General features: G+C 32.1%; 21 protein-coding genes. 12 read left to right on the top strand and 9 right to left on the bottom strand.

From position 1 onward, the window contains the following. Positions 1-61: 61 nt before the first annotated feature. The 3 genes from ggt to VBY68_RS00725 form a co-directional block, all read right to left on the bottom strand. Entirely contained in the window at positions 62-1,741 is a 1,680-nt protein-coding gene (gene ggt / locus VBY68_RS00715) for a gamma-glutamyltransferase (protein WP_415268553.1), read from the bottom strand. A 6-nt stretch (positions 1,742-1,747) separates the two neighbouring features. Continuing rightward, the gene (locus VBY68_RS00720) at positions 1,748-2,335 is read right to left on the bottom strand and encodes an acyl carrier protein phosphodiesterase (RefSeq protein ID WP_099213779.1); all 588 of its coding nucleotides are present in this window, start codon (positions 2,333-2,335) and stop codon (positions 1,748-1,750) included. Positions 2,336-2,399: 64 nt separating this feature from the next. Further along, entirely contained in the window at positions 2,400-3,863 is a 1,464-nt protein-coding gene (locus VBY68_RS00725; RefSeq protein WP_415268554.1) for an aminoacyl-histidine dipeptidase, read from the bottom strand. Between the two features lie 70 nt (positions 3,864-3,933). Here VBY68_RS00725 and recR point away from each other — a divergent pair, with 70 nt between their 5' ends. Then, positions 3,934-4,551 (top strand): recombination mediator RecR, encoded by a 618-nt coding sequence (gene recR, locus VBY68_RS00730; protein WP_415268555.1) that lies wholly within the window; start codon positions 3,934-3,936, stop codon positions 4,549-4,551. Positions 4,552-4,607: 56 nt separating this feature from the next. On the opposite strand, the gene VBY68_RS00735 is transcribed toward recR, so the two are convergent. The 5 genes from VBY68_RS00735 to VBY68_RS00755 all read right to left on the bottom strand — a co-directional run bounded on the left by VBY68_RS00735 (position 4,608) and on the right by VBY68_RS00755 (position 8,178). After that, a complete protein-coding gene (locus VBY68_RS00735; RefSeq protein ID WP_415268556.1) occupies positions 4,608-5,009 on the bottom strand; it encodes a lipocalin-like domain-containing protein in 402 nt (133 codons plus the stop codon). A 66-nt stretch (positions 5,010-5,075) separates the two neighbouring features. Beyond that, a complete protein-coding gene (locus VBY68_RS00740; RefSeq protein WP_415268557.1) occupies positions 5,076-5,666 on the bottom strand; it encodes a CopD family protein in 591 nt (196 codons plus the stop codon). A 2-nt stretch (positions 5,667-5,668) separates the two neighbouring features. Then, positions 5,669-6,697: a ferrochelatase gene (hemH, locus tag VBY68_RS00745; protein ID WP_415268558.1), complete on the bottom strand. Its 1,029-nt coding sequence runs from the start codon at positions 6,695-6,697 to the stop codon at positions 5,669-5,671. 13 nt (positions 6,698-6,710) lie between these two features. Further along, a complete protein-coding gene (locus VBY68_RS00750) occupies positions 6,711-7,226 on the bottom strand; it encodes a TrmH family RNA methyltransferase (RefSeq protein WP_415268559.1) in 516 nt (171 codons plus the stop codon). Between the two features lie 70 nt (positions 7,227-7,296). Further along, positions 7,297-8,178, bottom strand: a complete 882-nt coding sequence (locus tag VBY68_RS00755; RefSeq protein ID WP_099213772.1) for a helix-turn-helix transcriptional regulator — start codon at positions 8,176-8,178, stop codon at positions 7,297-7,299. Between the two features lie 211 nt (positions 8,179-8,389). On the opposite strand from VBY68_RS00755, the gene hemA reads away from it, so the two are divergent. The 8 genes from hemA to hemF all read left to right on the top strand — a co-directional run bounded on the left by hemA (position 8,390) and on the right by hemF (position 16,994). Next, positions 8,390-9,661 (top strand): glutamyl-tRNA reductase, encoded by a 1,272-nt coding sequence (gene hemA / locus VBY68_RS00760; protein WP_124590342.1) that lies wholly within the window; start codon positions 8,390-8,392, stop codon positions 9,659-9,661. After that, a complete protein-coding gene (gene hemC / locus VBY68_RS00765; protein ID WP_121147527.1) occupies positions 9,645-11,231 on the top strand; it encodes a hydroxymethylbilane synthase in 1,587 nt (528 codons plus the stop codon). The genes hemA and hemC overlap by 17 nt, the downstream gene beginning before the upstream one ends. A gap of 3 nt (positions 11,232-11,234) precedes the next feature. Then, positions 11,235-12,197 carry a porphobilinogen synthase gene (gene hemB, locus VBY68_RS00770; RefSeq protein WP_415268560.1) on the top strand — a complete coding sequence of 321 codons (963 nt, stop codon included), beginning with the start codon at positions 11,235-11,237 and terminating at the stop codon, positions 12,195-12,197. Positions 12,198-12,255: 58 nt separating this feature from the next. Continuing rightward, on the top strand, positions 12,256-13,545 hold the full coding sequence (gene hemL / locus VBY68_RS00775; RefSeq protein WP_121147525.1) for a glutamate-1-semialdehyde 2,1-aminomutase: 1,290 nt from the start codon (positions 12,256-12,258) through the stop codon (positions 13,543-13,545). Between the two features lie 44 nt (positions 13,546-13,589). After that, positions 13,590-14,621 carry a uroporphyrinogen decarboxylase gene (gene hemE / locus VBY68_RS00780; protein ID WP_121147524.1) on the top strand — a complete coding sequence of 344 codons (1,032 nt, stop codon included), beginning with the start codon at positions 13,590-13,592 and terminating at the stop codon, positions 14,619-14,621. Between the two features lie 20 nt (positions 14,622-14,641). Next, on the top strand, positions 14,642-15,244 hold the full coding sequence (locus tag VBY68_RS00785) for a TlpA family protein disulfide reductase (RefSeq protein WP_121147523.1): 603 nt from the start codon (positions 14,642-14,644) through the stop codon (positions 15,242-15,244). 70 nt (positions 15,245-15,314) lie between these two features. Next, entirely contained in the window at positions 15,315-16,061 is a 747-nt protein-coding gene (locus tag VBY68_RS00790; RefSeq protein ID WP_415268561.1) for an EI24 domain-containing protein, read from the top strand. 30 nt (positions 16,062-16,091) lie between these two features. Continuing rightward, the gene (gene hemF / locus VBY68_RS00795) at positions 16,092-16,994 is read left to right on the top strand and encodes an oxygen-dependent coproporphyrinogen oxidase (RefSeq protein ID WP_121147521.1); all 903 of its coding nucleotides are present in this window, start codon (positions 16,092-16,094) and stop codon (positions 16,992-16,994) included. 8 nt (positions 16,995-17,002) lie between these two features. On the opposite strand, the gene VBY68_RS00800 is transcribed toward hemF, so the two are convergent. Beyond that, positions 17,003-19,642 (bottom strand): DEAD/DEAH box helicase family protein, encoded by a 2,640-nt coding sequence (locus VBY68_RS00800; protein ID WP_244174750.1) that lies wholly within the window; start codon positions 19,640-19,642, stop codon positions 17,003-17,005. A gap of 246 nt (positions 19,643-19,888) precedes the next feature. Here VBY68_RS00800 and VBY68_RS00805 point away from each other — a divergent pair, with 246 nt between their 5' ends. The 3 genes from VBY68_RS00805 (at position 19,889) to VBY68_RS00815 (ending at position 23,072) form a co-directional block, all read left to right on the top strand. Further along, positions 19,889-21,196: a dihydrolipoamide acetyltransferase family protein gene (locus VBY68_RS00805; protein ID WP_415268562.1), complete on the top strand. Its 1,308-nt coding sequence runs from the start codon at positions 19,889-19,891 to the stop codon at positions 21,194-21,196. Positions 21,197-21,297: 101 nt separating this feature from the next. Further along, positions 21,298-22,038 (top strand): DUF6263 family protein, encoded by a 741-nt coding sequence (locus tag VBY68_RS00810; protein ID WP_099213763.1) that lies wholly within the window; start codon positions 21,298-21,300, stop codon positions 22,036-22,038. Between the two features lie 212 nt (positions 22,039-22,250). Further along, a complete protein-coding gene (locus VBY68_RS00815; RefSeq protein ID WP_121147518.1) occupies positions 22,251-23,072 on the top strand; it encodes a hypothetical protein in 822 nt (273 codons plus the stop codon). Positions 23,073-23,086: the final 14 nt, after the last annotated feature.

Consider the following 23,086-nt stretch of genomic DNA (forward strand, 5'->3'; position numbering starts at 1 on the left):
CTACTTAATTAGCTATTAAAGGAAGTGAAAAATTTGTTAAAACATGAAAGTCTAAAAAAAACTAAAAACCAATAGCGGTATCATCACCTCTAGGATCTGCACCACCTTCTAATTTTCCGTTAGGAAGTACTAAAATAGCATCCACTTTTCCGATAACAGGTGAGTTTGTTTCATCTAATTTGTATCCTAATTGTTGTAAGTCTTTTTTTACTTGTTTGTTAAAACCTTTGGGCTCCATTTTAATAACATCAGGTAGCCATTGGTGATGGAAACGTGTTTGATTCACGGCTTCTTGCATTCCCATGTCAAATTCATGAACATTTAAAATGGTTTGTAATACGGAAGTAATAATTGTTGAGCCTCCAGGAGTTCCTACAACCATATGTAGTTGACCATTTTTCTCTACAATAGTAGGAGTCATAGAACTCAACATACGTTTTTCAGGTTCTATTTTATTAGCTTCAGCTCCAACTAAACCGAACATGTTTGGTACACCTGGTTTGCTTGAAAAATCATCCATTTCGTTGTTTAAGAAGAACCCTAAGTCAGCGCAATATAGCTTAGAACCATAAGCACCGTTAATTGTTGTGGTAGCAGAAACAGCATTTCCAAATTGATCAACAATAGAGTAGTGGGTGGTTTCATCACTCTCAGTCATAGTAATACTTCCATGAGAGACATCGGTAGAAGAAGTTGCTTTTTTAAAAGAAAAATCATTCATTCGATTTTTTGTGTATTCTTTACTTTTGAGAGTTTCAATTGGAATTTTTACAAAGTCTGGATCACCTAAATAAAAACTTCTATCTGCGTAGGCTCTACGTTCTGCTTCTGTGATAACTTGTATGGACTTTGTTGAGTTATGCCCAAACTTGTCTAAGTCAAAAGGTTCAATTCCATTCATAATTTGTGCTAAACAAATTCCGCCACTGGCAGGTGGGGACATAGAAATGATACGTAAATTGTCGTAGGTAAAGGTAATTGGGGTTCTCCATTTAGCTTCGTATTTAGCTAAATCTTCTTCAGTTATAATTCCGCCATTTGCCTGCATAAAAGTAACGAGACGTTTTGCTGTTTCACCTTTATAAAATTCGTCTCTACCATTTTGTGAAATACGCTCTAAAGTTTTGGCTAAAGCAGGATATTTTATAGTGTCACCCTTTTTCCAAGGTTTATCAAAAAGAATAGGGTTTTTGTTTACTTCTAAAAAATAATGTTGGTATTTTTTTATACGGTCTTCTTGTTTTTGAGTAACAATAACTCCTTTTTTAGCTAAGGCAATGACTGGTTTTAAGATTTCTTGAATAGGTAGTGAACCGAATTTTTTATGTGTAGCAAAAACACCAGCAACTGTCCCTGGCACTCCAACTGCCATAGCCCCTAATGTACTTTTGTTTTTAATTACATTTCCTAAGCTATCTAAATACATATCTTTATGAGAAGCAAGAGGTGCTTTTTCACGATAATCTAATGCGCCAATTTCTCCTGTGTTTTTTCGGTATACCATAAATCCACCACCACCAAGGTTTCCAGCATATGGATATGCTACAGCCAACGCTAATTCAGTGGCAACCATAGCGTCAAAAGCATTTCCTCCTTTTTGTAGAATATCGGACCCAATTTTTGAAGCTTCTTTACGGGCAGAAACTACCATAGCTTTTTCAGTAATTAGACCTACAGTTTTTTCTTTTTTACAGTTGCATAGTAATATTAATGCTGAAAGAAATAAGAATGTTTTTTTCATATGTTTTTAGCTTAATTCTTTTAGTTTTTGATGAGAAAATTCGCGTAAATCTTCAAAAAAGGTAGTAAAATCATTTTCAAAAATTTGATAATGCTCTAATAAATCTCCAGTAGCCAAATTCATTTTTGATTTACCATTAGTGCGCTTATTCATTCCGTTTAAGACTTCTTGAATTCCCTTAGCAAATTGGTAGTTATATAACCAATTGTATTGTACCATATAAGGAAGTATTTTCTGAGTTTTCTCAGGAAGAATATCAATGTTTTCTTGAAGCAATTTATAAACTGAGTTTACATAAATGTTTAATGGAATTTCTGAGTAATTTCTCCAGTTTTTTGCTAAATAATGATCGTAAAAAATATCAATAATTACACCATCATAGTGTCGGTAACGTTCGTGTAATCTTCGTTTGCTAATTCTAACAATTTTGTGCGCATCTGTATAGGTGTCAATTTCTCGATGTAGTAATATACCTTTTTGAATGTCTTCATGAAAGTGAGAAAACTTATTGCCTTTTATATGGTCAGCTATGAAGTTACCAATCATAATATTGGTGTTGCTTTCAGAAAGGTATAAATGCGCTAAAAAATTCATTTTATAAATGTAAACAAAAAACCACAACTGAAGCGTTGTGGTTTTAAAGTTTATGTGTAAGTCTTTAATTCTTTACAGGAGTGTTCTTTAAAATTTCTAATAAAAACTTCCAGAATTTTTGTGTTGATGATATTTGTGCGCGCTCATCAGGTGAATGAGCACCTTTAATATTTGGTCCGAAAGAAACCATGTCCATTTCTGGGTAGTTTTGACCTAAAATACCACATTCTAATCCTGCGTGACATGCAGCTACGATAGGTTTTTCGTTGTGTAATTCTTCGTATAAGTCAGTTACAGTTTTTAATATTTCAGAATTTACGTTTGGTAACCATCCTGGGTAAGAACCTGAAAATTCTACATCAAAACCAGCTAATTCAAAAGAAGAACGTAACGAGTTGGCTAAATCCCATTTATTAGTTTCAGAAGAAGAACGTGTTAAACATCCAATTTTAATAGCTCCGTCTTTTACAATGATACGAGCAATATTATTTGAAGTTTCTACTAATCCTTCAATATCAGGACTCATACGATATACACCATTTAAAGCAGCGTAAACAGCTTTAATTAATCCTTCTTGAACACCTAAGTCCATTACGTTTTCTGGAGTGTCAACTTCTTTTAATTCAATAGTAAGGTTAGGTTCTAATGTTGAAAACTCAGCTTTAATATTGTTAATAAGCTCATGTATTTCAAATAAGAAAGGTTCTTTAGAAACAGCATCAATAACTACAGTAGAAAAGCTTTCACGAGGGATAGCATTACGTAAACTACCTCCATTAATTTCTGCAACACGTAATCCGAAGTTAGTAAAACCGTCAAATAATAAACGGTTCATAATTTTATTTGCGTTTCCTAAACCTTTAATAATATCCATTCCTGAGTGACCACCATTTAATCCTGTAACAGAAATTTCATAGGCGATTGTATTTTCAGGAGTAGTCTCTTCATTATAACTTCTAGTAGCAGTAACATCTACACCACCAGCGCATCCCATTCCTATTTCATCATCTTCCTCAGTGTCAAGGTTCAATAAAATTTCACCTTCTAATAATCCACCTTCAAGCCCCATGGCACCAGTCATACCTGTTTCCTCATCAATTGTGAATAAAGCTTCGATAGCTGGGTGAGCAATATCAGTAGACTCTAAAACTCCCATAATAGCAGCAACACCTAAACCGTTGTCAGCTCCTAACGTAGTTCCGTCAGCTTTTACCCAATCACCATCTACAAACATTTTGATCCCTTCAGTGTCAAAATCAAAAACAGTATCAGCATTTTTTTGGTGTACCATGTCTAAATGACTTTGCATAACGACTGTTTTTCTGTCTTCCATTCCAGTTGAAGCAGGCTTGCGAATAATTACATTCCCAACTTTATCAACCATGGTTTCAAGATTTAATTTCTTACCGAAATCTACCATAAACTGAATTACTCTTTCTTCTTTTTTAGAAGGGCGAGGTACAGCGTTTAAGTCGGCAAAATTTTTCCAAACAGCTTTTGGTTCTAGGTTTCTTATCTCTGAATTCATGTGAATTGAAGTTTTAATTTTAAAGCTACGAAGATACTTAATCCTTATCGAAAAATTGTAAATTCGCAACATGGATTTTTCGTCGAAATTATTAGAAAATGCAGTAAATGAAGTAAGTCGGTTACCAGGAATTGGTAAGCGTACAGCACTTCGTTTGGTGTTACACTTATTAAAACAACCGAAAGAAAATACGAAGTATTTAACAGAGGCTTTAACGCATTTACGTAACGATGTAAAATCGTGTAAAAAATGTCATAATATTTCAGATACAGTGTTATGTGATATTTGTAGTAATCCGAAGCGAAATGCTGAGATTGTATGCGTGGTAGAAGATATTCGTGATGTGATGGCGATTGAAAATACAGCGCAATACAGAGGTTTGTACCATGTGTTAGGAGGGAAGATTTCTCCTATTGAAGGAATTGGTCCTCAAAATTTACAGATTGAATCATTAGTAGAAAAGGTAAAAGAAGGAGAAATTAAAGAGTTGATTTTTGCTCTGAGTTCTACGATGGAAGGTGATACCACCAATTTTTATATTTATAAGCAAATAGAACAATACGGAGTAACTACATCAACCATTGCTAGAGGAATTTCGGTAGGAGACGAGTTAGAGTATGCAGATGAGGTTACGTTGGGGCGTAGTATTGTAAATAGAATACCGTTTACTCAATCATTAAAAGGATAAAAAACACAGCTTTGAAATTACTTCAAAGCCGTGTTTTGTTGTTAAATGTAAATAGATTATTTTCTCTTAAAAACAGTTATGTCTGTAAGAGTTTCACCATTATATTCTTGTTTGTATACAGATGTCATAGTGTTACCATTATCAGAAAAAGTAATGCTTGAATCAGATGATTCACCATTATGGATTCTTGAATAAACTCCATTTCCTTTGTTTGTCCATGTAGCAGAAAATTCATCCTCTATAATACATTTTTCCTCAATAGACTCATATGATATTGAGTTAAAGGTTCCGTTTTCGTTAAAAGTAACAGAAGATTTTTTTTCACAGTCACTTGCTTCTATGCCTTCTTCAGAAAACTTATACCAAGTACCCACTATAGGATCTAAATTGTTTTCATCGTCAGAAGAACATGCTAATAAGCTAAACATAGCAATTGTTAAAACTAAAATTTTTTTCATAGTTTAAAATATTAAGATTTATAATTCGAAGCGAAAGTAAACTAAATAGTTTTATAGAAAGAGAAATTATTCATCTAACTTTTCATCTTCTTCAATCAACTCTTGTTCGTATTTATCCCAAGATTTTTTAGCTCTTACTTTTTTATAGTAACGGATACCAATCATCAATAATACTCCAAATAAGATAATTCCTACAACGCCCCAAATCCAGTTAATAGCACTTTTTAAAACTACTAAAAATACAACAGCAAATAAAATTACAGTTGGAATTTCATTAAACATTCGAAGTTTATTAGGTGTGTATTTAATCTCATCACGTTGTAGTTCTTTGTAGATTTTATGACAAAATCCGTGGTAAAAATACAGCGCTAATACAAAGGCTAGTTTAACATGCATCCACGGCATTTTTAAATAATAAGGATTTTTATACAGCATCCAAAAAGCAAAAAAACTTGCTAAAAATAAAGAAGGCCAAGTAATAATGTACCATAAACGTTTAGACATTAACTTGTATTGGGTTTGTAATATAGACTTGGCTGGCTCGTCTTTTTTTTCTGCCTCTACATGGTAAATAAACAGACGACCTATGTAAAATAATCCAGCAAACCAAGTTACTACAAATATGATGTGTAATGCTTTTACGTATAAAAAGTCCATAATTAATTCTTATTGAAATCGTTAATCCATCCAGCTAAAACATCTACCCATTCATCATTATCATTAATACAAGGAACAGTGTAAAACTCTTCACCACCAGCTTCCAAAAATTCATGTTTACCCTCCATTGCTATTTCTTCTAAAGTTTCTAAACAATCAGAAACAAAAGCGGGAGTTACTATCGCTAGTTTTTTTATGCCTTCTTTTTCAGCTTTGTTAACAATAGTTCTGTCTGTGTATGGCTGTAACCATGGATCGACACCTAAACGTGATTGAAATGAAGTTGATACTTTATTTTCGTTTAGACCTAATTCAGAAATCACATTTTTGGTAGTTTGATAACATTGGTGACGGTAGCAATATTTATGAGCTTCAGAAGAAGTGTTACAACAACTTAAATTTCCTGCCTCAGGATTACAATGCGATTTTGTAATGTCAGATTTTCTGATGTGTCGCTCAGGTACTCCATGATAAGAGAATAAAATATGGTCGTAATCTTTATCAGATAAATAATCTTTTATGCTATTAGATAATGCTTTGATGTATTCTGGTTTGTTATAAAAAGCAGGCACATCGGTAATTTTCATGTTAGGAAAGAATTCTTTTCTTAACTCTTCAGCTAATACCAAAATAGTTTCAGTAGTTGCCATGGCAAACTGAGGATATAACGGAACTAATAAAACTTCAGTAACCCCCTTATCATGTAACTCTTGTAATCCACTTTTAATTGATGGATTTCCATAACGCATTGCTAAAGCAACAGGGAGTTCTGTTTTTGCTTGTACTTTGTTTTGTAAACGTTCTGATAGTACAATTAAAGGAGAGCCTTCTTCCCACCAAATTTTTTGATAGGCTTCTGCCGATTTTTTAGGACGAGTATTTAAAATAATACCTTTAACAATAAATGTTCTTAACCAATAAGGAACGTCAATAACACGTTCATCCATTAAAAATTCTCCTAAGTATTTTTTTACGTCTTTCGGGTTTGTACTTTCTGGTGATCCAAGGTTTACTAATAAAACTCCTTTCATATTTTGGCTGAATTTATTTCAGAATCTTTTTATTTAATTGGTTTGTTGTTTCGTATAGAGCAATAGCTAAGCTATGAATTACATTCATGCTAGAGTTACGCCCATACATTGGTATAGCTACAGTTGCATCTACTAAGTTAACGTTTTCTATACCATTTCTTTCGCTACCCAAAAGTAACACAATTTTAGAATGTGAAGTAAAATCGTAATCGCTAATGTTTATACTTTCATCGGTAATTTCAATACCAATAATAGTGTTTCCATCTTCTTTTAATTGATGGATAAGTTGTTCAAAATTCCCATAGGTATCATATGGTATTTGTTGAATAGTATTTCTAGCAGTTTTCTTAACAATTCTGTTATCAATAGAAGGAGAACTTTCATGTAAATAGATTTTAGACACTCCAAAACTTTCAGAAATACGAAAGCACATTCCTATATTTTCAGGAGTACGGATAGCATCACATACAATAGTTACTGGAAAATCTTGCCGATTGTTTTCTATATCGTAATGAGTTAGTTGTTTCATTTTGTAAGTTTTTAATTTTGTCTACTGTCTACTGTCTACTGTCTACTGTCTACTGTCTACTGTCTACTGTCTACTGCAAACTCATTACATATTGTTTAGGTGTAGTTCCAAATTTCTTTTTAAAGGCAGAAATAAAGTGGCTAGAAGTACTATAACCAACTTGTAACCCAACCTCATTTACATTGTACTGATTGCTTTCTAATAGTTTACGAGCATGTTCCATTTTATAATCAAATAAAAAGCTGTACACTGTATCACCGTAAATTTGCTTAAAACCTTCTTTTAGTTTTTTTAAATTCAAGCCTACTTCATTTGCCAAGTCTTGTAAGCTTGGTGGTTCACTCATTCTAGAAATAATAATATCTTTTGCTTTTCTAATTTTTAAAACCTCACGATCATCAACTAAGAAAGGACAGTATTCTTCATTGGTGTTTTCGCCACTGTCAAAATGTAAACTCAATAATTCATATGTTTTACCTTTTATATAAAGGTCTCGCATTGAACTCTGGTTTTTTGCAGTTAAAATTTGTTGAAGCACTAATAAAACATTAGCGTTTATTTCTGCATTGTCGTAATATTTCTTGTTTTTATTGTTTTCACTTAAAAAAGGGATATAGCTAGCTTCTTTTGAAAAAAATGTATGAAATTTTTCAATAGAAATTAGCACGGATACCAAAGAGGTTTTTGGTAATATTTCTAAGTTAATTGGTAAATCTTGTTGTGGATTATATAAGAAAATTGAATGCTTGTCTAAAACATTAAAAGTGTAACTGTTATTGTTAAAATGAAATTTACAATTACCTTTAACACAGTAGTGTAGTTGTATGTAAGAGTTGTCAATATCTCTTTTGAAAAACTCTGTTTCGTCAGAGTTATTCTGAAATTTTAGTACAAAAAAGCCCTGTTCTATAGGAACTTCCCTAAATGTACTTTCTGCGATGTTTTTTGACATGGATTCAGTGGTTTTTATAAAACTTACTATTTAGAATGATTCTAAAATAAAATGTTTCTCCTAGTCTATTTTACTGCAAAAATACACTTTTGTGTAAGTTTTTAAGGTGTTTTTGAGTGAAAAAACGAATAGCGACATTAAAAGTTCTTTTAGCGATACTTTTTTTTGTTCAATATTTATATTTTTGACCGACTTTTTTGAAGAAGACTCAATGACAGTAGAAAATAAACATCATAGTAATTTATACAACATAGGCGTTAGTTATAAAAAAGCTGATGCTGCGATTAGGGGGAAATTTAGTATTTCTAAAGAAAATCAAAAACAACTTTTAGAAGAAGCAAAACAAAAAGGAGTAGACGGAATTTTTGTATTGTCTACTTGTAATAGAACAGAGATTTGTGGTTTTGCAGAACACCCTTTTCAGTTAATAAGTATGTTGTGTAAATACTCAAATGGTTCTGTAGAAGAATTTGCCAACGTATCAAACGTATATAAAAATAAAGAAGCCATTAACCATTTGTTTAGAATGGGAACAGGGTTGGATAGCCAAATTTTAGGAGACTACGAAATAGTTGGGCAGTTACGTCAAGCATTTAAGCAAGCTAAAGAAGTAGGAACTACAAATGCATATTTTGAACGTTTATTGAATCATGTAATGCAAGCAAGTAAGCGAGTTAAAAATGAAACTAAATTAAGTTCAGGTACAACTTCTGTATCGTATGCAGCTGTTCAGTATTTAATTAATAATTTACCAGATTATAATTCAAAAAACATTTTAGTATTCGGTTTAGGTAAAATGGGAAAACATACCTGTAAAAACTTAGCAGAGTATACTCAAAATAAATCGGTAAGTTTAATTAATAGAACCGAAGAAAAAACTTCAGCGTTTGTAAAAGAGCATAGTTCCATAATAAAAGCATCATATGCAAATTTAGCAGAAGAAGTTTATAAAAGTGATGTACTAATTGTTTCTACTGGAGCTAGTTTTCCAACAATAACAAAAGAACATGTTCCTGCAGATAAAGAATTGTTGATTTTAGATTTATCAATGCCAGCGAATGTATCAAAAGAAGTTGCTGATTTAGATAATGTAACGATGGTGAATGTAGATGATCTTTCGAAAATTACAGATGAAACATTAGCAATACGTCAACAAGAAGTACCGGTAGCCGAAGCGATTATTGAAACTCATAACCAAGAATTTCAAGAATGGTTAAATCACAGAAGATTTACCCCAGCAATTACCGCTTTAAAAGAATCATTACAAAACATTCAACAAGGAGAAATAGCCTTCCATAAGAAGAAAATTAAAAATTTTGATGAAGAACAAGCAGAAATATTAACATCAAGATTTATTCAAAAAATAACCACACAATTTGTTAAACACTTAAAAGACGAAGAAACTTCAGTAAATACAAGTATTGAAGTAATGGCTAAAGTGTTCGGAGCAAATTTAGAATCCATCCATGCAGAAGATAATTAGAATAGGTACACGCGATAGCCAATTGGCTATGTGGCAAGCAAAAAAAGTTCAAAAACTTTTAGAAGAATTAGGTCATCAAACTCAATTAATCCCCGTTAAAGCAACGGGTGATTTAGTTTTAGATAAACCCCTTTACGAATTAGGAATCACAGGAATTTTTACTAAAAATTTAGATATCGCCATGTTGAATGACGATATTGATATTGCAGTACATTCCATGAAAGATGTTCCTACAGTATTGCCAGAAGGTATTATACAAGCAGCTGTATTAAAACGTGCGAATTATAACGATATTTTGTTGTTAAAAGACAATGAAGAGTTCATGGCACAACCTAATGGAGTAATTGCTACAGGTAGTTTACGTAGAAAAGCTCAGTGGTTAAATCGTTACCCAACACATACCGTAGAAGGCTTACGTGGAAACGTAAATACACGTTTACAAAAGTTAGAAGATAACGATTGGAACGGAGCTATTTTTGCAGCGGCTGGACTAGAAAGAGTTGGTTTACGACCTAAAGGAGCAGTTAATTTAACGTGGATGATTCCAGCACCAGCTCAAGGTGCGATTATGATTACAGCTTTAGATAAAGATGAAGAAATCAAAGAGATTTGTGCAGAGTTAAATGACAAAGACACCGAGATTTGTACAGGTATAGAGCGTGAGTTCTTAAATCGTTTAGAAGGTGGATGTACAGCACCTATTGGAGCGTTAGCTTTTATAAATGAAAAAGAAGAAGAAATTAACTTTAAAGGAATTTTACTAAGTAGAGACGGTAAAAAGAAAATTGAAGTTAGTAAAAAAGTAAAAGTAGGAAAGCATAAATATGTAGCAAAAGATTGCGCTAATTATGTGATTGATAAAGGAGGGAAGTTAATTATGATGGAAGACGAAGGAATTGAAAAAGAGTTTTCAATCTATTCGACAAAAAAACTATCTGAAGCGCAAAAGAAATTATTACCAACACACATGAGTGTTCAGGATAGTGATTTTATCAAAATTCGTTTTAACAGAATTGCTCCTAAAGTAGTAAAAGAAGAAATAGAAAATGTAATTATTACAAGTAAAAATGGGGTAGAAGCACTTTTAAACTCTTTTACTTCAGATGAATTGCAATTTAAAAATATTTATTGTGTTGGAAGAAGAACTAAAAAGTTAATTGAACAACGCATTGGTAAAGTAACACACTCAGAAAGAAATGCTAAAAAACTATCAGAGTATTTATCTAAAGAATTAAAAGGACAAGAGGTAACTTACTTCTGTAGTAATTTGAGATTAGATACGTTACCACTTATTCTTAAGGCGAACGATATTGTTGTAAACGAAGTCGAAGCTTATAAAACAATGTACAGTCCAGCAAAAGTTGATGAAAAAGTAAACGGAGTATTATTTTACAGTCCATCAACAGTTGAAAGCTACATGGAAAAAAACACTGCTGATAAAATAGCTTTTTGTATTGGAGATAGTACTGCTAATGAAGCAAAAAAACATTTTAAAGAAGTACAAATAGCAAAGATGCCAACCGTAGAAAGTGTACTAGAGTTGGTAAACCTTCACTTTGTAAAAGAATAAACTATGTTTAGAACACGCAGACTAAGAAAAACAGAAAATATCCGTCGTTTAGTTCGAGAAAACAAACTATCGGTAGATGATTTTATATACCCATTATTTATTGAAGAAGGAACAGGTATTGAAACAGAAATTCCTTCTATGCCAGGAATCAATCGTTATTCATTAGATACCATTTCTAAAGAATTAGACGAAGTTGTAGCCTTAAAAATTCCAGCAGTTTTACTATTTGGAATACCATCTAAAAAAGATGATGAAGGCACCGAAACTTGGAACGACAACGGAATTATGCAACAAGCAATCCGATTCATTAAAAAGAACTATCCAAGCTTATATGTAATTACAGATGTATGTTTCTGTGAATACACCTCACATGGTCACTGTGGAGTTATACACGATAACGATGTAGACAATGATGCTACCTTAGTAAACTTAGCAAAACAAACAGTTTCGCATGCAAAAGCAGGGGCAGATATGGTAGCACCATCAGGAATGATGGACGGAGCAATCGCTATGATGCGTGAATCATTAGATAATACTGGTTTTACGAACTTACCAATCATGGGATATTCTGTAAAATACGCATCAGGATTTTACGGTCCTTTCAGAGAAGCGGTAGATTCAGCACCATCATTTGGAGATAGAAGAACTTATCAAATGGATCCTTCTAATAGAGATGAAGGATTACGTGAGGCAACTTTTGATGATGAAGAAGGAGCAGATATTTTAATGGTAAAACCAGCCTTATCATACTTAGACATCATTAGAGATTTAAAAAATAATTTCGATAGACCAATCGCTTGCTATAATGTAAGTGGAGAATACTCAATGATAAAAGCAGCCGCTGAAAAAGGATGGATTGATGGTGAAAAAGTAATGATGGAGAGCTTACTTTCTATGAAAAGAGCGGGAGCAGATATTATCATAACTTATTTTGCCAAAGAAGCTGCTAGAGTTTTAATGAGATAATTTAAAAATGAGTTTATCAACTAAAAACTCATAATTAACAACTAATAATTAGCGAAGAATGAGCTTTAAAAAATCACAAGAATTATATAACAAAGGATTAGAAAACTTAGTAGGAGCAGTAAATTCACCAGTACGTGCATTTGCTTCTGTAGGAGGGAATCCTTTATTCATAAAAAAAGCGAAAGGAAGCAAGATTACTGATGTAGATAACAATTCATACATCGATTTAGTATTGTCTTATGGTCCAATGATTTTAGGACACCGTCATAAAAAAGTAGAAAAAGCCATTAGAAAAGCTTTGAAAAAAGGATATTCTTTTGGAGCATCAACAAAAGGTGAAATTAAATTAGCAAAAATTGTTTGTGATGCTTTCCCAGGAATGGACAAAGTTCGTTTTGTAAATTCTGGTACTGAGGCGGTATTAAGCGGAATTCGTTTAGCGAGAGCGTTTACTGGAAAAGACAAAATTATAAAGTTTGCTGGTTGCTACCACGGACACCAAGATGCCTTATTAGTGGCAGCAGGTTCAGGTTTAGCTACGTTGAGTTTACCAGGAAGTAAAGGAGTGCCAGAAGGAGCTGTGAAAAATACGTTGATTGCAAACTACAATGACTTAGAAAGTGTAAAAGCACATTTTGAAGCTCATGATGATATTGCAGGAGTTATTTTAGAACCTATTGCAGGAAATATGGGAGTAGTAACTCCACAAAATGATTTCTTAAAAGAATTAAAAGAGTATGTAAACTCAAAAGGAGCCTTGTTGATTATTGATGAGGTAATGACAGGTTTCCGTTCTAAGTTCGGAGGAGCACAAGAAGTATTAGGTGTTGAAGCTGACATTACTTGTTTAGGAAAAGTAATTGGGGGAGGTTTTCCAGTAGGAGCGTATGGAGCACGTAATGAAATCATGGAAACAGTAGCTCCATTAGGAGGAATGTACCAAGCAGGAACTTTATCAGGAAATCCAATTGCGATGGCAGCGGGAATTTCAACTTTAACAGAATTAAAGAAACAAAATCCGTACGAAAAGTTTAACGAGATTGCTCAGATCATTGAAGTATTTTTGTTAGAATCAGCAAAAAAACATGGAGTTGAAATTACAGTTAACCGATTTGGTTCGATGATAAATCCATTCTTTACCAATAAAAAAGTAACTAACTTTGAAGAAGCACAAACTTCAGATACAAAGAAATATGCTACTTTCTTTTGGGAGATGACTAGAAATGGTGTGTTTTTACCTCCAAGTCAGTTTGAAGCTTGGTTCTTATCATCAGCTTTAACAGAAAAAGATATTCAAGAGATAGCGAACGCCATTGATAAGTCGATGGAAGCAGTATCAAAAATGTAGAATAAATAATTGTCATTACGAGGAAGGATGACATAAAGATAGACATGATAAAAAACGATTTATTTTTAAGAGCTTTAAAAGGAGAAACAGTTGACCGTCCACCAGTATGGATGATGCGTCAAGCAGGAAGGTATTTGCCAGAGTTTATGGAAATTCGAGAAAAGTACGATTTCTTTACACGTTGTAGAACTCCAGAATTAGCTTCAGAAATTACAGTACAACCAATTCGTAGATACGGAATGGATGCTGCGATATTATTCTCAGATATTTTAGTAATTCCACAAGCAATGAATATTGAAGTGGAAATGAAACCTAACTTTGGACCTTATTTGCCAAATCCTGTAAGAGATAAAAAAGGGTTAGACAACGTAATTATACCTGATATTCATGAAGAATTAGGATATGTGATGGATGCTATTAAAGCAACCAAAGAAAAGCTAAACGATGAAATACCATTAATAGGTTTTGCGGGGTCTCCATGGACAATTTTATGTTACGTTGTACAAGGACAAGGGTCTAAAAATTTCGACAAAGCAAAAGAATTTTGTTTCACTCAACCAATTTTGGCACACGAATTGCTTCAGAAGATTACAGATACCACAATTGCATATTTAAAAGAAAAGGTAAAAGCAGGTGTAAACGCTGTACAAGTTTTTGATTCTTGGGGAGGAATGTTATCTCCAACAGATTATCAAGAATTTTCATGGCAGTACATCAATCAAATAATAGAAGCATTGAAAGATGATGCTCCAGTTATTGCTTTTGGTAAAGGGTGTTGGTTTGCCTTACATGAAATGGCACAATCAAACGCCTCAGCTTTAGGAGTAGATTGGACATGTTCTGCAAGAAATGCTCGTTATTTAACAGGAGGAAATATTACCTTACAAGGTAACTTTGATCCTTCAAGATTGTTGTCTCCACCAGCTGAAATAAAAAAGATGGTACACCAAATGATAAATGAGTTTGGTAAAGACAAATATATTGTTAACTTGGGGCACGGAATTTTACCGAACATCCCGCTAGATAATGCAAAGGCATTTATTGACGCGGTTAAAGAGTATAAAGCCGACAGATAACCCCCTTTAAATAATTAAAAATGAAGAATTTATATTTTGTTTTGATGTGTTTTTTAACAACCGTTATTTTCGCACAAAATAAAACGTATTACAATTTTGCAGTAAACAATTGTGTAGAAGAAAGTGCTGAAGGTTTGATTGATAAGTGCATTAAAGGCTCTTATTTGTTAAATTATAATTTTACTACGATGGATAGTAAAACGGTAAGTACTGACAAAATTAACAAGCCAATTGTGCTTATAGCCAATGCAACTTGGTCAGCTCCATGTTGGGGAGATGTACCAGCTTTAAACAAAATGGTTGAAAAATATAATGACCAATTAGAGTTTGTTATGATTTTTTGGGACAAAGAAGCTAAAGTTAAAAGAATGGCTGAAAAACTAGACAAAAGAATCAAACTAGTACCTGCAAGAGAAATAGATAAAGTTAAAAAAGGTTATTTAGATATTAGTGGATTTGTTCACAAACTAGATTACCCTACAGCTTATTTAATTAACAAAGACAAACAATTTGTAAACGTTAAAAGAGGAGCAGCAACACCAACAAAAGAAGTAGGTTGGGATAAAGTAAACGAAATTAATACAAAGAATTTTGAAGACTTTTTAGCACCAATTTTAAAGTAAATAGATTCAACAATATTTTACAGACCTCTTTCTTTATTGAAAGAGGTTTTTTATTTTCACATAAAAAAATATGATACAAAATATAGTAAAAGGAATTCAAGCTTATTTTGGAGCTTTTGGAATGATTTCAAAGTTAAAACTATGGAAGTATTTTATCATTCCAATGTTTATAAGCCTATTAACAGCAACATTTGTTGGCTTTATGGCATATACATTTTCAGATAACATAGGTCATTATGTAGCAAATTTTTGGAAATGGGAATTTGGTAAAGAAACCTTTGAAGTAATTAGTACTTTTTTAAGTGGATTACTTATTGTGGTAATAGGTTTGGTATTATACAAACATATTGTAATGGCATTATCGGCGCCTTTTATGAGTCCAGTTTCAGAAAAAATTGAAGATCATCTTAGAGGAGAAGATCATACACATAGAATAACTTCTTTTCAAGAACAATTAATTAGAGGTATACGAATAAACCTTAGAAATTTAACCAGAGAACTCTTATTGACAATTCCTATCTTATTATTAGGATTGATTCCTGTGATAGGTATTGTTTCAACTGTGTTACTATTTTTAATGCAAGCATATTATGCAGGTTTTGGTAATATGGACTATACGCTTGAACGTCATTTTAAATACAGAGAAAGTATCAATTTTGTAAAAGAAAACAAGGGGTTAGCTATAGGAAATGGAGTTGTATTTATGTTATTTTTATTAATTCCTGTTATTGGAGTAATTCTGGTATTACCATTATCAGTAACCGCAGCTACTACAGAAACTATTAAGAAAATACAGCTTAAAAAATTACCAGAATAAGTACTTTTGCACTTCAACAGAAACAAACACATGAAAGAACAATTTTACGCCTACATTCAAGAATTACAAGATACCATAACATCTAAATTAGAAGCTATAGATGGGAAAGCTAAGTTTCAAGAAGATTTATGGAAGCGTGCTGAAGGTGGAGGAGGTAGAACTCGTGTGATTGAAAATGGAAATATTTTTGAAAAAGGAGGTGTAAATATATCTAAAGTTTTTGGTGAGTTGCCTGAAGCATTAAGAAAGCAATTTGGAGTGGAGAGTGGCGACTTTTTCGCTTGTGGATTAAGTTTAGTAATCCATCCAAAGAATCCATTTGTACCTACAGTACACGCTAACTGGCGTTATTTTGAAATGTATGATAGTGATGGAAACATTGTTACACAATGGTTTGGTGGTGGGCAAGATTTAACTCCATATTATTTATTTGAAGAAGATGCAAAACATTTTCACACTGTTTGTAAAGAAGCTTGTGATAAGCACCACCCAGACTTTTATCCAAAATTTAAAGAAACTTGTGATAACTACTTTTGGAATGCACACAGAAATGAAGCACGTGGTTTAGGAGGTTTGTTCTTTGACTATTTAAAAGAAACAGAGGAGTTCTCTATGCAAGATCGATATGATTTTGTTACCGAAGTAGGAAATAGCTTTTTAAACTCATATGTACCAATTGTTGAGAGAAGAAAAGATATAGCGTACACTCAAGAACATAAAGACTGGCAAGAAGTACGTCGTGGTCGTTATGTAGAATTTAATTTAGTACACGATAGAGGAACCTTATTTGGTTTAAAAACGAACGGACGTATAGAAAGTATTTTAATGAGTTTACCACCAACGGTACAGTGGAAATACAATCACCATCCAGCAAAAGGTTCTGAAGAAGCAAAATTATTAAAGGTATTGGCTAAACCTAAAAACTGGGTATAATTTAAAACCTATTTCCAAACAACATTTTTCTTAGTAAGTTCACTATTCACATTATGAATATGGAAAAGACGTGCCTTTAGTAACAGTTTTCTTCCATCCAAAGTTCGTGTGTATACTAACTTAGATTTACCAAGATGTTTGTTCCAGTGAGATTGAAAAACTTGACATTCTTTTTTGCGAACACCAAAAATTTCTGGAACAGGAAAGAAATTATTTAATTTTAATTTTCTGCGGAACCAACTCGTTTTTATCAGTAAATATTTGGGGTTATCGATAGGTTGTAACAACTCATCCAAAGCCTTTATGAATAGTGTGCTTTCATACCTGTTTGCTCCGTGAATGGTGCAAGAAACATTTCCTTTAGCTAATAATTGAGTTTGAACTAGTATACCGTTTAATGGTGTTGTTAAAAGGTTTAGCTCATAAAGAGATTCCAAAATAGCCAATGCGATTTTATCTATTTTTTTATGAATCAATCCGAAGTATACATACAATTGAACAGACTTATAAATTTTATAACCAAAAGTTAGTCCTAAGGCAGAAGACAAAGCAAATAGGAAGTAAATAATACCCTTTTGTAATAAAACATTAAAGTTTTTGATGATAAATTCAGGAAGAAAAAAGGATAAACCAATAATAATTTCACCAATCGTGTATTTTACAATATCTTGATAATACAACTTTTTCTGTTTAGGATATTGTTTATTCTTTTCATTAAAAAAGGTAAGTTCTTTAATAATTCCTTTTCCATTGCTAATGGCATTTGTCCATCGTTGAGAAATTAAATTTCTGTTTTTAGAAAGCTCTAAAGTCTTTTTATTTTGTTGTTGAATATCATCATCAATAAAATTAGCAGGAAGCTGCAGACGTTCAATTCCGCTAGTTATAACAGCTTTTTTACCATTGGAAATACCTAAGAAAGCATTAAAACGACGAGTAAGAATTTCAAAGTCTCGTCCTCCAAACTCATCCGAAGTATCAATACAAGCCAAATGCCAAATTAAACCAACTTTATTAGGGTTTTTGCTATCTACTCGAATTGCACGTCCACGCATTTGATTTGAAGTAACAAATGAGCCTACAACAGAAGCTAAAATTAAGCTATTGATGGATGGGGCGTCCCAACCTTCACCTAATAACGATTTTGTACCCACTAAAATTTTGACATGTCCGAATTCAAAAAGCTGAGTAATGGCTTCAACAATACTATGTTTAGATGAATTTTTAGTTGTAAGAATTACAAACTCGGTATCCGATTTTAAAGGAGTGTAATTGTAGTTATCAATAGCATCAACCAAACCAAGTTTAGCAATATTACTACTATGAATAATTACTAAACTACCTGTAAGAACAGCTAAACTATTTTTGTTTTTAGTAGTTGTTCTAACATGATGAAAAATAGGAATAACTCCTAGTTTTTTAATTTCTTTTATTTCAGGTAAAGAACAGTTTAGGTATTCTTTTCTAATATAATCTGATAAAATAACACAACGTAAATCGTCTTGTAAATTTTGTTGTTCTTGTTGAACAATAGTTGTAATACTTTTTAATTTACTAGGACTATTACTGAGTGATTTATACAAAAGTTCATTTCCTACTAAATTGACTTTGTTTTTACTAAAAACTGCCAATTTTCGAAGTTTTTTTTCTAAAAAATCTAAATAAACTTCATCTTCAATAAGATTTTTACGATCAGTTACTAATAAGTGTTGAAACAAAATTTGAATCCATTCATTTGTAATTGAAGGAAAATCAATCTCTTCATCTTTATCAAAACCTAATACACGTAGTTTTTCAAAAGGAATAGTTTTTCCTGCTTCGTGTAAGAAGATTAACATAGAAGAAAAGAAATCAGAATACTTGTAGAGTTCTTCTAAGTTTTCCTCTGTTTTAGCATAAAATCTGTGTTGTTTTAGAAAAGAAATAAACTCTTTATCTTTTAAGATGTCAGTAACAAACTGAGAAATTTTAAGCCTAAAATCAGTAATAAAATTAATTTCTTGATCTTCAGGTTCGGATAGAAAAACTAAATCTTGATGTGGACAAAGATTTTGCTCTTTCACTAAATCAGGAACTACAATTTCATCATCAATTTCACCACACAGTTTAAAATATTTTTGAATTTCAGTATTGTCACTGTCATACGGTGGAGTAGCGGTTAAGGCAACAACAGTTTGCATGTGTTGTTCTTTTAAGTCAAATAAACATTTCCACCAAGCGTTTTTTAAGTGATGAGCTTCATCTAATAACAAAACTTCTATTTGATGTTTTTTAAAGAAATTATAATAGGCTTCCTTAGTATCAAAAGACTTATAAAAACTGTGTAAAGCCTGATATGTAGAAAAAGTAATATCAGAAGGTTGTTTAATATCAAATGAAACCTGAGAAAAATTACAATCGGTAGTAAAAAAGTTTTGTAAACGATCTTCCCATTGATTTCTAATGGTTAAAGTGGGAGCTAGAATCAATGTTTTTTTACCTATTCTTTTAATAATTTCGATTCCTAAAATTGTTTTCCCAGAACCAGGTGGAGCAACTATATGAAAATGATCATCCTGTATATGAACTGAAAAATTTTGAAGCACTTTTGTTTGATAAGGTCTCCAGTCAAATAAGAAGTTAAGTTTGGTAATAGCTTCGTTCAACAATTTTTAATTAGGTTAAGGAGTTCAAAAATAGAATTTTGAGCGAACAAACAAAAGTTTAATTAGATATTAGATTATTCGTAATGATATTTGTTTTTTATAGAGATAACAATAATCTATTTGTTGTTTTTTAGAGTTGAATTGAGGATAATTTAATCAGTAAAGAAGAAATCAAAAATATTTAACGGATAAAATCATGAAAAAATCGTTGCTTTTTAGTAACTTCGCAAGCGTTTAAAATTATACACTATGGCTAGATACGAATTGAAGTTGCCTAAAATGGGCGAAAGCGTTGCAGAAGCAACAATAACTTCTTGGGTAAAAGAAGTTGGAGAAACTATTGATATAGATGATACCGTTGTTGAAGTAGCTACAGATAAAGTAGATAGTGAAGTACCTAGTGAAGTAGAAGGAACCTTAGTTGAAATCTTATTTGAAAAAGATGCTGTTGTACAAGTAGGTGAAACTATTGCAATTATAGAAACAGAAGGAGAAGAAGGAGCTACAGTAGACGCACCTAAGAAAGAAGAGGTTAAACCAGAAACTGTTGCAGCAGTAGAAAAAACAGTTGAAGTAGCTAAAGAGACAGTAGCGACTACGATTGATACTTCATCAAGCGATCGTTTTTATTCACCATTAGTAAAAAGTATTGCGCAAACAGAAGGAATATCTGTAGAAGAGTTAGAAACTATAAAAGGAACTGGTAAAGAAGGAAGAGTTACTAAAAATGATATTTTATCATATTTAGAAAATAGAGGAAGTCAACCAACAGTTGCAGCGCCAGCTTCAACAGAGAAGAAGTCGGTACCTCAATCGGCACCAGCACCAACTCCAGTTTCGTTAAGTGGTCAAGATGAAATTATAGAAATGAGCCGTATGGGGAAATTAATCTCTAAACATATGGTTGACTCTATTCAAACATCAGCTCATGTACAATCGTTTATTGAAATTGACGTAACAAATATTGTTAATTGGAGAAATAAAGTTAAAAATGCTTACCAACAAAGAGAAGGGGAGAAGTTAACATTTACACCAATATTTATGCAAGCGGTAGCTTCTACAATTAAGAAGCATCCAATGATAAACATTTCTGTTGATGGAGATAAAATCATTAAAAGAGGAAATGTAAACTTAGGAATGGCAGCAGCTTTACCTGATGGAAATTTAATTGTACCAGTAATTAAAAACGCTGATATGTTAAATTTAGTTGGTATGACTAAGCAAGTAAACGATTTAGCAGGTAGAGCTCGTGCTAATAAGTTAAAACCAGACGAAATTCAGGGAGGAACTTATACAGTAACGAATGTTGGTAGTTTTGGAAGTATTACAGGTACACCAATAATTAACCAACCTCAAGTTGCAATTTTAGCTTTAGGAGCTATTGTTAAAAAGCCAGCTGTTATTGAAACTCCAGAAGGAGATTTTATAGGAATACGTCACAAAATGATTGTATCACATTCTTATGATCATAGAGTGGTAAATGGAGCTTTAGGAGGTATGTTTATTAAAACATTAAAAGAAATTTTAGAATCTTGGGATGTAAATCAAGATTTTTAAAAAAGCGATATAATATTTTAAAAGGCTTAGGTATTTCACCTAAGCCTTTTTTATTTTTAACTATATTAGCTACTTTAACTACTAATAGAAATCAAAAAAAGATGAGAAAAATTTTAATAGCACTTTTTTTAGGTGTAACAATGGTGAGTTTTGCACAAGAAAAGGTGTTACTTCGTTTAAACTATGAGAAAGGACAAAAGTATACTATGGATATGAAAATGGCTCAAGTTATAGGTACTGGAATAATGACAAATAATATGCATATTCAAATGAAATATAATATAGCAGGTGTTTCAGGCGATACATATGAAAGTAGTTCTAAAATTACCAAAATGGTAATGGATATGAAGCAAGGAGCAGTGAATATATCATATGACTCATCTAAAAAGGATGAAGAATTAGATGAGACAGGAAAAATGATGAAAACTAAAATGAAACCATACTTGGAAGCGACAATTATAACCAAAGGAGATAATTTAGGTAATATTTTAGAAACAAAGATTGAGCCTAGTAATGTTCAAGGAGTAGGAGATTTAACAAAACAATCAGGTAGTGTAATTTATCCTAAAGAGGCAGTTGCTGTAGGAGATACTTGGACAAAAACTAAGAATGACGGAGCAATGAACTTCAGCTTTACCTACAAAGTAAAATCAATATCTTCTAAAAATGTTTTAATAGATATTTCAGGAAAAGTTACAGGAGCTGCTGATGGAGATATTACAGGAGCGATGGATATAGATAGAGGTTCTGGTATGCCTTTAGAGTCAAACATAAATATGACAATGAAGATTCAAGGACAAGATGCAACAACTAACATGACTGCTAAGTTTACCAAAGGTTAAAAACATATTAATCATATACTTATTTGAAAGCTCAGAATTTATTCTGAGCTTTTTTTATGATAAATACAGTTAAAACACTTACTCATAATGTGTTATAATTTGTTAATTTTGTAAAACTCTCATTATACTTCTCAATAAGGGGCTAGTTTATAATATATTTCTTAAGCAAACCCATAATTACATTTTTCAATCATAACTAAAACTTAACTATTATGAAAACGGTTAAACTTAAGCTATTAATGGGATTTCTATTACTCATGGTTATTCCATCAACTATCTTTTCACAAGAAGAGAATCAACGTCCTGAGTATATAACTGTCACGACGGGGCACTGGAACCTTAATTATGAAAACTTTGATAAAGGAGAATGGATTGCTGTAGAAAAAGAATTTTTAGACAAAGTTGTAAAAAAGAATGAATTTATTTTAAGATCTTTTGTTTTTTTACATCGTTTTACACCAGATAATACAGAGATAATTTTTGTAAACACGTATTCTTCTTGGGATAATATTGACAAAGCTTACAAAAGAAGTGGTGAGTTAGCAAAAGAGGCTTGGCCAGATAAAGATGAAAGAGCTGCATATTTTAAGAAAAAGGATGCTTACTACACACACCATCATTCAGATGAAATTTATGCACCAATTGGGGGAGCAAAGATGTTACAACCCACAAATAAAGAAATGATTTGGTTAGTAGTAAAAGGACATTTTGCATTTCCAGAAGATGGCTCAATGAAAGAATTTGATGAATTATCTAAACAATATTTAGATAATGTTATTCAAAAAAATGAATTTATAAAAGGATTTTATCAACACGGACACGCTTGGGGATCTGATAGAACAGAGTATACCAGAGCTTATGTAATAGAGTCAATGGGAGATTTAGATAAAATGGGAAAAAGAAGCAATGAACTTTATAGAGAACATTGGTCTGACGAAGCAAAAAGAAAAGAGTTTGGAAAGAAAATGAGTAAGTATTTTACAGGTAAACATGGTGATTATATTTATACATCAGTACCAGAATTAACTAAATAAAAAGAAAAGAGCTC

The sequence above is a fragment of the Tenacibaculum ascidiaceicola genome (assembly GCF_047470925.1).
Lineage (GTDB): Bacteria > Bacteroidota > Bacteroidia > Flavobacteriales > Flavobacteriaceae > Polaribacter > Polaribacter discolor.